This is a genomic window from Saccharothrix coeruleofusca (genome assembly GCF_014648515.1).
GTDB lineage: Bacteria > Actinomycetota > Actinomycetes > Mycobacteriales > Pseudonocardiaceae > Actinosynnema > Actinosynnema coeruleofuscum.
On record NZ_BMRG01000031.1, the window covers coordinates 1 to 11,678 of the forward strand.

At 72.7% G+C, this 11,678-nt stretch carries 13 protein-coding genes; 6 read left to right on the forward strand and 7 right to left on the reverse strand.

The features are described from left to right. From IEZ00_RS34850 to IEZ00_RS34860, 3 genes are all read right to left on the reverse strand, one after another. The coding region (locus tag IEZ00_RS34850) for a universal stress protein (RefSeq protein WP_189227621.1) at positions 1 to 449 on the reverse strand (449 nt) is incomplete at its 3' end. Continuing rightward, positions 446 to 856, reverse strand: coding sequence for a CBS domain-containing protein (locus tag IEZ00_RS34855; RefSeq protein ID WP_189227622.1), 411 nt, complete (start codon positions 854 to 856; stop codon positions 446 to 448). The genes IEZ00_RS34855 and IEZ00_RS34850, both read right to left, overlap by 4 nt. Positions 857 to 976: 120 nt before the next feature. Then, a complete protein-coding gene (locus IEZ00_RS34860; RefSeq protein ID WP_189227623.1) occupies positions 977 to 1,636 on the reverse strand; it encodes a TetR/AcrR family transcriptional regulator in 660 nt (219 codons plus the stop codon). Between the two features lie 75 nt (positions 1,637 to 1,711). Between IEZ00_RS34860 and IEZ00_RS34865 the strand changes: the two genes are divergently transcribed. From IEZ00_RS34865 to IEZ00_RS34885, 5 genes are all read left to right on the forward strand, one after another. Beyond that, the gene (locus IEZ00_RS34865) at positions 1,712 to 2,638 is read left to right on the forward strand and encodes a zinc-binding dehydrogenase (RefSeq protein ID WP_189227624.1); all 927 of its coding nucleotides are present in this window, start codon (positions 1,712 to 1,714) and stop codon (positions 2,636 to 2,638) included. Between the two features lie 201 nt (positions 2,639 to 2,839). After that, entirely contained in the window at positions 2,840 to 3,523 is a 684-nt protein-coding gene (locus tag IEZ00_RS34870) for a hypothetical protein (RefSeq protein WP_189227625.1), read from the forward strand. A gap of 185 nt (positions 3,524 to 3,708) precedes the next feature. Beyond that, positions 3,709 to 4,968 carry an NADH:flavin oxidoreductase/NADH oxidase family protein gene (locus tag IEZ00_RS34875; RefSeq protein WP_189227626.1) on the forward strand — a complete coding sequence of 420 codons (1,260 nt, stop codon included), beginning with the start codon at positions 3,709 to 3,711 and terminating at the stop codon, positions 4,966 to 4,968. Next, entirely contained in the window at positions 4,969 to 5,811 is an 843-nt protein-coding gene (locus IEZ00_RS34880; RefSeq protein WP_229796400.1) for an SDR family NAD(P)-dependent oxidoreductase, read from the forward strand. A gap of 40 nt (positions 5,812 to 5,851) precedes the next feature. Next, positions 5,852 to 7,057: a hypothetical protein gene (locus tag IEZ00_RS34885; RefSeq protein ID WP_189227627.1), complete on the forward strand. Its 1,206-nt coding sequence runs from the start codon at positions 5,852 to 5,854 to the stop codon at positions 7,055 to 7,057. A gap of 160 nt (positions 7,058 to 7,217) precedes the next feature. Here IEZ00_RS34885 and IEZ00_RS34890 read toward each other — a convergent pair whose 3' ends face one another. From IEZ00_RS34890 to IEZ00_RS34900, 3 genes are all read right to left on the reverse strand, one after another. Continuing rightward, positions 7,218 to 7,904: a polysaccharide deacetylase family protein gene (locus IEZ00_RS34890; RefSeq protein WP_189227628.1), complete on the reverse strand. Its 687-nt coding sequence runs from the start codon at positions 7,902 to 7,904 to the stop codon at positions 7,218 to 7,220. 68 nt (positions 7,905 to 7,972) lie between these two features. Then, complete coding sequence (xynA, locus tag IEZ00_RS34895; RefSeq protein WP_276530119.1) at positions 7,973 to 8,632, reverse strand: endo-1,4-beta-xylanase XynA; 660 nt, start codon at positions 8,630 to 8,632, stop codon at positions 7,973 to 7,975. Positions 8,633 to 9,206: 574 nt separating this feature from the next. Then, a complete protein-coding gene (locus IEZ00_RS34900; protein WP_189227630.1) occupies positions 9,207 to 9,620 on the reverse strand; it encodes an STAS domain-containing protein in 414 nt (137 codons plus the stop codon). 227 nt (positions 9,621 to 9,847) lie between these two features. Between IEZ00_RS34900 and dacB the strand changes: the two genes are divergently transcribed. After that, positions 9,848 to 11,389 (forward strand): D-alanyl-D-alanine carboxypeptidase/D-alanyl-D-alanine endopeptidase, encoded by a 1,542-nt coding sequence (gene dacB, locus IEZ00_RS34905; RefSeq protein WP_189227631.1) that lies wholly within the window; start codon positions 9,848 to 9,850, stop codon positions 11,387 to 11,389. Positions 11,390 to 11,431: 42 nt separating this feature from the next. On the opposite strand, the gene IEZ00_RS37595 is transcribed toward dacB, so the two are convergent. After that, positions 11,432 to 11,678, reverse strand: a 247-nt coding sequence (locus tag IEZ00_RS37595) for an FCD domain-containing protein (protein ID WP_229796401.1), incomplete at its 5' end; no start/stop codon positions are given.

Sequence of the window (11,678 nt, forward strand, 5' to 3'; positions counted from 1 at the left end):
GCGCCGTCCTGAGCGCCGTCCTGAGCGCCGTCGCCCCCTTCGCTCCGCTCCCGGACCACCACGACCGGGCACCGGCCGTGGGCGGACACCGCCACGGCGACGGCGCCGACCAGGAAGCCGGAGAACCCGTCCAGGCCCTGCGCGCCGAGCACGACCACACCGGCCCGTCCGCTCTCGGCGATGAGCACCGCCGCGGGCTGCCCGGTCACGAGCGTCGCACCGACCTCCACGCCCGGCGCGGCGGCGCGGGCCACCCGCGCGGCTTCGGCCAGCCGCTCCCGGCCCAGCTCCTCGAACGCCTGCCGCGCCCCGTGCTCGGCGGCGGGCACCTGGCAGGCGTGCACCAGCTCGACGGACGCGTTGCGCCGGGCGGCTTCGGCGGCCGCCCACCGCACGGCGGCCAGCGCCGATGCCGACCCGTCCACGCCGACCACGATCGGCTCGCTCATCCGAGCTCACCCGCCCCACCCGTCGCCGTGGGGCGGTCCGCGCGCGCCATGACGCGCACGAGGTCACGTCGCGTGACGACGCCGACCAGGCGGGAGCCGTCGAGGACCGGGACGCAGCGAACCCGGTCGTCGACCATCACGCGGGCCAGCAGTTCGACCGGCGCGCCGGGGTCCACCCCGTACACCGGCGTGGACATCGCCTCGCGCACCGGGGTGTCCGCGGCGTCCTGGTCGCCGTAGCGGCTGCGCAGCAGGTCCGACTCGGTGACGATGGCCACGAGCCTGCCGTCGTCGACGACCGGCAGCGCGGTGAAGCCGTGCGCGACCATCAACGCCGCGACCTCGCGGATCGGCACGTCAGGCGGCACGCTGATGACGGGGCTGGTCATGATGTCGCGAGCCTTCATGGGGCACCTCCTCCCCCGCCGACGCTAGGCGGCCCGTCGGCGCGGGACAGCGGTCGTTGGTCCGCTGCGGTGCGGGACCTAGGACCGCTCCTCCGCCATCGCGACCGCTGAGCGGGTCCGCTACGAGTCCCCGACCCGCGCGGCCGCGCGCACGGGGGCGTCGAGCACGACGGGCAGGACGGTCCGAGCCGCGTCGGCGTGCTCCCGCAGGCCGTCGCGGGTGTGCGGGCCGGGTGCGGCGGCCCACGCCTCCTGCGCCCGGTGGAAGGCGGCGATCAGGATGTCGAGGGCCAGCAGCACCGTCAGGTCGTCGGGCAGCGTGAAGCGCTCGCGCAGCAGGGCGAGGGCGGCGCGGGTGGTGCGGTCGCAGAAGTACAGGCCGTAGGCCGCGACCGAGGGGTTGCGCTCGGCCAGCCTCTGGGAGACCAGCACCCGGCGCGGCCAGTCCGGGTCGGTCATGCCCTCCAGCGCGGTCAGCAGCACCCCGTGCAGGAACTCCACCAGCGTCTCCCCCGCCGGGGTCGCCGTGGCCAGCTCCCGCAGGAACAGCTCCCACAGGTCGTGCAGCGGAGCCATGGCCACCTCCTCCTTGCTGGCGAAGGTGCGGAAGAACGTCCGCTTGGAGACCTCGACCTCGTCGCAGAGCTCGTCCAGCGTGGTCTCCGCGAAACCCCGCTCGGCGAACAGGCGCAGTCCGGTGGCCAGCAGCGCTTCCCTGGTGCGCTGCTTCTTGCGCTCGCGCAGCGGCGGTCGGGGTTCGGGGGCTGCCGGTGTGCTCACGGGGTGAGTGTAACCCGAGAGACAAAAGCCTCTGATAGTCTTTTGCCACTCAGTGGCACAACGAAAGGTCCTCCGATGCAGGCACTGCTCGTCGACCGCTCCGCCCCCTCGGGTCTGCGCCTGGGCCAGGCCCCCGACCCCGTTCCCGCCCCGGACCAGGCGCTCGTGCGGATCACCGCGGTCTCGCTGAACCCCGGCGAGGTCAAGGGCTTCATCCCCAACTCGCCCGAGGGCACCGTGCTGGGCTGGGACGCCGCGGGCGTGGTCGAACGCGCCGCCGCCGACGGCTCCGGCCCCGCCGAGGGCACGCCCGTGGTCACCCTCGACATGACCGGCGGGTGGGCCGAGCTGCGCGCGGTGCGCACCGACCGGATCGCCGCCGTCCCCTCCGGCGCGGACCTCGGAGCGATCAGCACCCTGCCGGTGGCGGGCCTGAGCGCCCTGCGCGGCCTGCACCGCCTCGGCCCGATCCTGGGCCGCCGGGTGCTCGTCGTCGGCGCCACGGGCGGAGTCGGCCGCTACGCCGTGCAGCTGGCGCGCCAGGGCGGGGCGCACGTCATCGCGACCACCGGCGACCCGGACCGCCACGGCGAGAGCCTGCGGTCGCTCGGCGCGCACGAGGTGCTCACCGGCCCCGAAGACCTCACCGCTCCCGTCCACGGCGTGCTGGACATGGTCGGCGGACAGCACCTGGTCCAGGCCTACCTCCGCCTCGCCGAGCACGGCACGCTGGTCGCCATCGGCCGCTCGTCCGGCGAGCCGTCCCAGCTCACCGCCGACGCCTTCGAGGGACTCGGGTCGCACGGCCGGGCGATCACCACCTTCTTCCTGCTCAACTGCCCCGACCTCGCACCCGACCTGGCCTGGCTGGCCGAGCGGGTGCACACGGGCGCGCTGACCCCCCAGGTGACCTGGCGGGGCAGCTGGCGGCAGGTCGACGACGCGCTGCGGGCCCTGATGGAGCGCCGACTGCACGGCAAGGCGGTGCTGGAGCTGGATTGAGCGGGACTCCCGCGACTCGATCCGCCGATTCGCCGATTCGCGACAAGCGAAAACCCGATAAATGCGGTCGCGTCCCCTTTTTTGAAAGGCACGCGCCCAGGTGGCGGGGAATTGTCGGTGCGTTGTTCTACGGTGCGGTGCGGGTGACTCGTGAAGTGCACCCGCACCACCGGAACGCACGCGATTCCACAGGGGGCGCCGATGGCGGGCTTCTACACGGACAAGCAGGGACGGGTCAGGCCGATCCGGGGAAACAGCGGCAAGGCCGCCGTCATGGCGGGTGCCGTCGCGCTGGGGGTGTTCGCCTCCGGCGGCGGCGCGGTGCCACTCGGCGGCAGCGCCGCGAGCAGCGAGATCAGCGCAGTCCGGGCGGGCGGATCGCAGGCGCAACTGCGGGCCCGCAAGAGCGAGGGGCAGAAGGCCGCCCGCAGGGGCGACCCCGACGGCGCGTGGGGCCGCCTCGGGCTGAGGCAACTGCGGCGCACCCCCCGACAGCAAGCCGAATGCCTCGCCGCCTCCTACGGCCAGGTCAGGGAATTCTTCACACGCCACCGCTGCACCTCGCTGGAACGCGCTCTCTTCGTAGTGGCCGATGACGGCGGAAACACCGCCGCGGTATCCGTGGCCTGGGTCGGTCTGGCGGGCAGCGGCGAGGCCCGGCGGTTCCGAACGCTGATCGACGAGCACGGCACCGGCGACATCACGCCACTGGGCGCACCACTGCTGGACCTGGCGGAGATCTCCTACACCGGCCTGCGCTACGGCAGCGACCGCGACGGCAGGAACGTCACCGTCGCCGAGGCCGAGAACGCCACCGGGTCGGGCTTCGACCACGACACCCTCGACGCCATCGCCGAAGTCGCGGCCCACCTCCCGCGCATCTGACCCCACCCCCGCGAACCGAGCGCTCGCGCACCTCGGGTGGTAGTTACCGGCCCCGGCGAGCGGCTCGGGTGGTACTTGCAGGCGGAGTCGGGGGTTGGGCTCGGGCGGGGCGGCGGCATGTTGACAACGTACACACGGCAGGCCAATGTGTACGTCGTCCACATTTTCGCCCCGAGGAGCCGCACGTGCCCGGATTGGACGCACCGCTGGTGCTGCCCAGCGGTCAGACCCTGCCCAACCGGATCGCCAAAGCGGCGACCGAGGAGTTCCTGGCCGTCGAGGGCCAACTGCCCGGCGCGGAACTCGTCGAGCTCTACCGCCGCTGGGCGGCGGGCGGCGCGGGGCTGCTGATCACCGGTCACGTCATGGTCGACGGCCGGGCCCTCGCCAACCCCGCCGACGTCGTGCTGCAGCAGGGCACCGCACTCGCCCCCTTCCGCCGGTGGGCGCAGGCCGCCCGGTCGGGTGGAGGTCGCGCGTGGCTGCAGATCAACCACCCCGGCCGGGTCGTCGGCGCGGACATGCGCGGTCTGGCCTGGTCCGCCTCGGACGTCCGGGTGGAGATCGGCCGCTACTCCAGGCTGTACCCCCGTCCCACGCCCATGACGCCCGCGCAGATCGAGGAGGTCGTCGACCGGTTCGCCACCACGGCGCGACTGGCCGAGCAGGCGGGGTTCGACGGCGTCCAGGTGCACGCCGCCCACGGCTACCTGCTGGCCCAGTTCCTCTCGCCGCTGACCAACCGGCGCGCCGACGCCTGGGGCGGCGAACTCGCCCACCGGGCGAAGCTCCTGCTCGACGTGGTCGCCGCGGTGCGCGGTCGCGTCGGCAGCGGCTTCGCGGTGGGAGTCAAGCTCAACACGGCGGACTTCCAGCGCGGCGGGTTCGACGAGGGCGACGCCGCGCGGGTGGTGGACCTGCTGGCCGAGTCCGGTGTGGACCTGGTGGAGCTGTCCGGCGGCTCGGTGGAGAGCCTGGCCACGCACGGCCACACCGCCGACGGCCGGACGCTGGCCCGCGAGGCGTACTTCCTCGACCTGGCCGCGAGGATCGCGCCGGGCGCGCCCGTGCCGATCATGCTGACCGGGGGCGTCCGCCGCAGGCCGGTGGCCGAGGACGTGCTCGCGGGCGGCGTCTCGGTGGTCGGCATGGCCACGGCGCTGGCCCTGCGCCCCGACTTGCCGGGACGGTGGCTGCGCGGCGAGCGCGCCGAGGCCCCGGCGCCGCGGGTGCGCTGGCGGCACAAGGTGCTCGCGTCGGCCGCCACCCAGGCCGAGGTGCGCCGCCGACTGGCCCGGCTCGGGCGCGGCGCCGAACCGGGCGACCGGTTCCGCTTCCGCACGTCACTGGTGCGGGAACTGCTCGACCGCCGCACCGCGCTGCGCCGCTACCACCGCTGGCTCGACACCGCGCACACCACCTCCCCCGCGCACACCTCCTCCTAGATGGGAACCACCGTGCACGACTACCGCTCCACCACCGCGCTGGTCACCGGCGCCTCCAAGGGCATCGGCCTGGCCACGGCGACCGCGCTGGCCCGCCGGGGCGCCGATCTCGTCCTCGTCGCGCGGTCCCGGACCACGCTGGACGGGATCGCCGAGCGGCTGCGCGCCGACCACGGCGTGTCCGTCCGGGTCATCCCCGCCGACCTCGCCGACCCCGGCGGCGTCCAGGAGGTCCTGGAAGGACTGCGCGCGGGCGGGATCACCGTGGACCTGCTGGTGAACAACGCGGGCACCGGCTCCGTCGGCCCGCACCTCGAACGCCCCCTGCGGCCGCAGCTGGACTCGGTCTCGCTCAACATCTCGGCGCTGCTGACGCTCACCCACCACATCGGCGCGGGGATGCGGGCCCGCGGCAGCGGCGGCATCATCAACATCGCCTCGACCGCCGCGTTCCAGCCGATGCCCTTCCAGGCGAGCTACGCCGCGACGAAGGCGTTCGCGCTGTCGTTCAGCGAAGCGCTGGCCGAGGAGCTGCGCGGCAGCGGGGTGCGGGTCATGGTAGCCCACCCCGGCGCGACCGCCACGAACTTCTTCGACGGCACCTCCGCCGAGATCGCGGCCGGGCTCGCGGACAGCGCCGAGGACGTCGCCGAGGACGTGCTGGACGACTACGCCCGCGGTCGCACGGCCTCCTACCCCGGACGCGTGGTCAACCGGGTGGGCACCTTCGTGGCCAGGGCGCTGCCTCGGCGCACCGTCACGCGGCTCACCGGCGCGCTCAACCGCAAGCTGGGGTTCCACCTGGCCCAGGACACCGCCGCGTCACATCACCCGCGCTCGTGACGATGAAGTAGGTGCAGCCCCGAGCGGAGAGGTCGGCACCATGAGTCACCCCAGCGCGGACGTGGACGAGCTCAGCGGCGATGTCCCGCCCACGGTCCCCGACGTCGACCGGATCGTCGCGCACGCCGACCCCGTGGTCCGCAACCTCCAGATCACCCACTGCTACCACCGGTTGTCACGGGCGCTGGCCGCCCGCACCGGCGGGTGGGCGAACTGGTGCACCTTCGCGGTGTGGGCGTCCAAGCAGGTGGGGCAGAGCATCCGGCAGGAGGACCTGGCGCGGACGCTGGAGCGGCTGCTGAAGTCCTCGCCGGAGACCGCCGCCCGCGTCGAACTGGTGGCCCGCAGCCTGCGCCGGGCCCTCCCCCGGCGCGGGCTCGACGACCTCGAGCGGGTGGTGCGCCGGGCTGTGGTGGCCACCGCGCGCCTGGACGCCGTCAGCGAGGCGACGGCACGGGGGAACCTGAAGGTGTTCGAGGAGATCGCCCGCGAGTTCGCCCGCTTCCTCGCCGAGTTCGCCGACGACGCGGTGGCCGACGAGCAGCGGATCGCCCGGTTCCGCGACGGGCTGCGCCCCGGCGAGCCGCCCGAGGGGCAGGACCGCCTCCGGCGGGCCTTCACGCGCTACCACGAGGCGATGTCCACCGCCGACCCGAAGCAGCGGGCCGAACTGCTGCTCCTGGCCAACATCGAGGTCGGCCTGCACGAGCAGACGCGGCTGCAGCCGGAGATCACCGCCGCGCTGGAGGCGCCGCTGGTCGATCCCCGCGCGCTCGAACGCCGCCTGTTCCGGCTGCTCCTGCCGGACAACCCGGTGCTCAGGTGGCTGCGCATGGCGCTGGTGATCGTGCTGGGCAGGCGGGGGCCGGTGCGCGTGGCGGGCGAGCAGCTGGCCGACCACGTCCGCGCGGTGGCCCGCCGGGCGGTCACCGCGCACCTGATGACGCTGGCGCTGCCCGGCGGCGAGCTGCTGGAGCTGGACGAGGACCTGCCCGCGCGGTTCCCGCCGCTGCTGGACCGGTTGTCCCACCCCGAACTGCTCGCGCTGCTGCGCGTGGTCGACCCGACCCCGGACAGCCTGCTCGACACCGCCGCGCGGGACTGGTCGGACCTGCCCGACCGGATGCACTACATCGCCGACATGTTCCGCTGCCACGCCCAGCGCGCCGACCTGCTCGACCCGCCGTTCACCGGCGAGCAGGTTGAGGCCATCACGAGCGGGCGCCGCCCGGCGGGCAGGCTCTGACCCGGCGGGCGGTTGTCAGGGGCGGGCGTGCCGGCTTTCCTCGCCGCCGACGGGACCAGGCTCCACTGCGACGAGTGGCACGGGGGGAGCTCGCGGACCCCTCCGCCGGATGAGCCGCACCCGCGCCGGGAGTCCGACGCGGGTGCGGGGTCTGCCGGGATCAGCTCGGGGCCACGGCGCGGCCGGTCTGCGGGGAGATCATGCCCGCGCAGAGGTTGCGGCTGGCCAGGTTCTGCGCGATGCGCGGGATCGCGGCGCGCGTGTTGGCCGACCACTCGTGCATGAGGATGATCTGGCCGTTGTTGAGCCTGTTGACGGCCTGCACGATCGCGTCGGTGCTGGCGTTGTTCCAGTCCTGGGAGTCGACGTCCCAGATGATCTGGGTCAGGCCGTACTTGGCCAGCACGGACTGCACGGTGCCGTTGGTCTCGCCGTACGGCGGCCGGAACAGCTTCGGCGTGCCGCCGCCCGCGTTGGCGATCGCCTGCTGGGCGCGGGAGATCTCCGAGTCGATCTGCGCCTGCCCCAACTGGGTCAGGTGCGGGTGGCTGTAGCTGTGGTTGCCCACCCACATGCCCGCGTCGACCTGCGCCCGGACCTGCGCGGGGTTGGCGGCGGCGTTGTTGCCCTGGTTGAACATGGTGGCCCGCAGGCCGTTCTGGCGCAGCGCGTTGAGCAGCGCGCCGGTGTTGCCGGACGGGCCGTCGTCGAAGGTGAGGCCGACGTAGCCGTTGCAGGCGGCTGCGCGCACCGGCGCGGCGTTGGCCACGGCGCCCGTCGCCACCGTCGCGGCGGCGACCAACCCGAGGACCAGCGATCGTTTCAGCAAGCGTGGTGCGGTTCTCATCAAGGGCTCCCTCCTGGTGGCCGCCCGGTGCCGCCCGCGGGGTCGGGCGGCACCGGGCGGCTGGGTGGTCAGCGGACGGTGATGTTGGAGTTGCCGCTGCTCCGGTAGCCCTCAGTGGCCATGATCATGTAGTAGTTGAAGCTGCCCAGCCGCATGCCCGCGCGGGACCACGCGTCGAAGTGGTTGCCGGTGGTGATGTTGCCGCCGACCCTCTTCTGCTGCCGGACGCTCCAGAACTGCGGGAAGGTCTTGTTGTCACCCTCGATGGACGGCGCGTTGTACCGCATCGTCTCGTAGATGTCGTAGGTGCCGCCGTCGCTGGTGACGGTGCCCTTGTAGGTGCCGGTGGGCCGGTAGTCGCCCCAGCTGTCGAGGATGTAGTACTCCACCAGCGGGTTGGAGGTCCAGCCGTAGAGGGTCAGGTACCCGTTGCCGGAGGGGTTGAAGCTGCCCGAGTAGCTCACCGTCCTGCGCGAGCCGTTGCTCCAGCCCTTGCCGCCGACGAAGTTGCCGGTGTTGCGCCACGTGGTGCTGTACTGGCCGCCCGCGCCCAGCTCGATGCAGGCGGAACCGCCGCCGTCACTCCACCACGAGTAGTAGTAGCCGTTGTGGGTGCCGACCTGGTTCGAGCACAAGGCGGCGTGGGCGACACCGGGCAGCAGCGCCATGACCAGCGCCGCGCACGCGCCGCCGACGAGCAGCCGGACACCGCCGCGCCTGCGGCTCACCGCAGGGGTGTGGGAGTTGACCATATGCGTTCTTCCTTCTCGTGAAGGCCAGTGGTGCGATCGGGTCGCGGCGGTGACCCGAGAACGTGCGAACGTGCTCCCGGCAGTCCGGTCGGACGATCAGGACGGGAGCAGAGGCCGTCGCACGGGCACCCGGATCACGACGGTCGTCGCGCCGGAGCACCACCTGTCGTGGACCACCGGTCCGAGCACGACCGGTGTCACTGACTTCGCTGTCAGCTTCATGTCTCGCCTTCCGGGAACACCTGCAGAGGCTGAAACTTTTAGCAGTGTTGCCCGAAACAGATAGCGCTGACAAGAGCCTATGAGGGCTATTGAGACGGTTCGCGGACGACAAATGGGTCATCAAGGTCCGCATGGGACACCCGCCCGGCGGCCCCGAAATCGATCAAGATGATCAGAATCTTCGCCAAAAAGCCCAGCTAGTATCGATCAAGTGTGTGGAGTTCACACTCATCCGTAGGCGATGCAACAGTCCACGCAACAATGAAAGATTTTCGAAAATAAGTCGAAACTGGCGTCGCAACTTTCGAGACCAGCCCCACGGAGCTGACTAGGAGGACCACCAGGAGAAGGGCGTGTCCGCTTCGTCCCCGCGCCGCTGCGAGCGGTCCCGCGCGGCGGCCAGGGCCTCCTCCAGGGTGCGACGCACTTGGAGCAGCTCTTCCACGTCGGCCGTGCGGATGGGCCGCACCACCGCACGCCGCCCCGCCACGACGGCGAAACCGGTGTCCAGCACGTCGGCCCGCTGCCGCGCCTCGACCAGGACGGCGATCCCCATCGACCCGAAGAACCCCACCCCGTCCAGGTCCACCACCAACGCGGCCCCGCCGCGGTTCAAGCAGGTGAACAGCGCTTCGCGCACCTGCCGGAAGTTGTCGACGTCCACATCGCCGCGCACGGCGGCGACCACGACGCCCTCGCGCACGGCGACCTCCACCGACGGCTGATCCACCTGTCCCAGCACGACGCTCCCTCACACCCCGCCGGGAGCCGCGGATCGGCTCCCGCGGTTCGGCATTACCCATTCGCCGCGCACCTGACACCGCCGCTGTCTCCGCCGGGCCGGACGGGACGGTGGCAGCGGTGGCCGATGTGGACGGTCCGGCGGACGCAGGCCGGTCCCGCGGCCGTGTTCGGTGTCGACCGGCGAAACCGGTCACACCGGCGGAGTCGGAGGGGCACAATCACCTCATGATCAGTCGGTCGCGATCGACCTCCTTGCTCCTCTCCCTGTCGCTGGTCGTGGGTCTCACCACGGGCGCCGCCGCCGACGTGGCGGACCCGCTCACGGCGGACCTCGACCGCATCCTCGGCGACTCCAGGCTGGCCGCCTCCGCGGTGGGCCTGGTGGTGCGCGACGCCGAGACCGGCGACCTGCTGTACAGCCGCTCCGGGCGCACCCGCTTCCAACCGGCCTCGACGGCGAAGCTGGTGACCAGCGCCGTCGCGCTGGAAGGCCTGGGCCCCGAACACCGCTGGACCACCGACCTCGCCACCACCGCACCCGTGCAGGGCGCGGAGCTCATGGGCGACCTCTACCTGCGCGGCACCGGCGACCCCACCACGCTCGCCGCCGACTACGACGACCTGGCCGCGCAGCTGGCCGCCACCGGCGTGCGGACCGTCCGCGGCGCGCTCGTCGCGGACGACAGCTGGTTCGACTCCGTCCCGCTGGGCACCGGCTGGGCCTGGGACGACGAGCCGTACTACTACAGCGCCCAGACCTCGGCGCTGACCATCGCACCGGACACCGACTACGACTCCGGTTCGGTCATCGTGCAGGTCTCCCCCGGTGTCGCGGGCGGTCCCGCGCGGGTGCGCGTCGACCCGCCGGTGGACCTGGACATCCGCAGCACCGCCACCACCGCGTCGGGCGGCTCGATCTCGGTGCAGCGCGCCCACGGCTCCAACGTGGTGCACGTGAGCGGCTCCATCGCGCCGGGAGCGGGGCCGCAGGCCACCTACATCTCCGTGGACGACCCGACCGCGCTGGTGGCGGGCCTGTTCCGCAAGTCGTTGGCGGCCAAGGGGATCACTGTCGCCGGCGGGACCGCCTTCCGCGCCACGCCCCAGTCGGCGCGGGTGCTGGCGACCCACCGGTCGATGACGCTGCGCGAGTTGCTGGTGCCGTTCCTGAAGCTGAGCAACAACATGCACGCCGAGGCGCTGATCAAGTCGTTGGGGCGCAAGTACCACGGGGAGGGCTCGTGGCCCGCGGGCGTGCGGGCGCTGGAGTCCCTGCTGCCCAACCTGGGCGCCGACCCGCTGACCATGAACATGTTCGACGGGTCGGGAGTGTCCAGGATGGACGTGCTCTCCCCTGACCTGTTCGTGGGACTGCTGCGGGCGGCGCGCGCCAAGCCCTGGTTCCAGAGCTGGTACGACGCGCTGCCGATCGCGGGCATGTCGGACCGGTGGGTGGGCGGCACCCTGCGCAACCGGATGGCGGGCACCGCCGCCGCGGGCAACCTGCGCGCCAAGACCGGCTCGATGACCGGGATCAGCGCGCTGAGCGGCTACGTGACCAACGCCGACGGTCGGAAGCTGGTGTTCTCGCTGATGCTGAACAACTTCGTCTCCTCCGTGCCGCGCGACATCGAGGACGCCGTCGCGGTCCGGCTGGCCTCCGACCGCGCCGGGCAGGCCCAGCCGGGCCTGCAGGCCAGGGCGGTGCCGGGGAAGTCGGCGGACCCGAGGTTGGACCTGGAGTGCTCCTGGACCAAGTCGTGCTGAGCTGAAGCACCGGTCACCGCCGGGCTCGACCGCTGAGGCCGATCAGCGGTCGAGCCCGGCGACGAGCGCCCGCAGCGCCGAGTGGACGTGCTCCTCGGCGTAGCGGGCGACCTCCTCGGCATCACCCGCGCGGAGCAGCCGGACGATCTCCCGGTGCTCCTCGACCACGACCGCGCGGTAGTCCCGCCGACCCGAGCGGACGCGGGCGAGCTGGAACAGGTGGACCTGCGAGCGCACCGCGTGCCACGCCTCCAACAGCCTGCGGTTGCCCGCGGCCCGGTAGATCTCC

Excerpts from the sequence above, each read along its gene's own strand:
- IEZ00_RS34855 (WP_189227622.1), bottom strand. The coding sequence starts at position 856 with ATGAAGGCTCGCGACATCATGACCAGCCCCGTCATCAGCGTGCCGCCT.
- IEZ00_RS34865 (WP_189227624.1), top strand. The coding sequence starts at position 1,712 with ATGCAGGCACTGCTCGTCGACCGCTCCGCCCCCTCGGGTCTGCGCCTG.
- IEZ00_RS34870 (WP_189227625.1), top strand. The coding sequence starts at position 2,840 with ATGGCGGGCTTCTACACGGACAAGCAGGGACGGGTCAGGCCGATCCGG.
- IEZ00_RS34880 (WP_229796400.1), top strand. The coding sequence starts at position 4,969 with ATGGGAACCACCGTGCACGACTACCGCTCCACCACCGCGCTGGTCACC.
- IEZ00_RS34885 (WP_189227627.1), top strand. The coding sequence starts at position 5,852 with ATGAGTCACCCCAGCGCGGACGTGGACGAGCTCAGCGGCGATGTCCCG.
- IEZ00_RS34890 (WP_189227628.1), bottom strand. The coding sequence starts at position 7,904 with ATGAGAACCGCACCACGCTTGCTGAAACGATCGCTGGTCCTCGGGTTG.
- dacB (WP_189227631.1), top strand. The coding sequence starts at position 9,848 with ATGATCAGTCGGTCGCGATCGACCTCCTTGCTCCTCTCCCTGTCGCTG.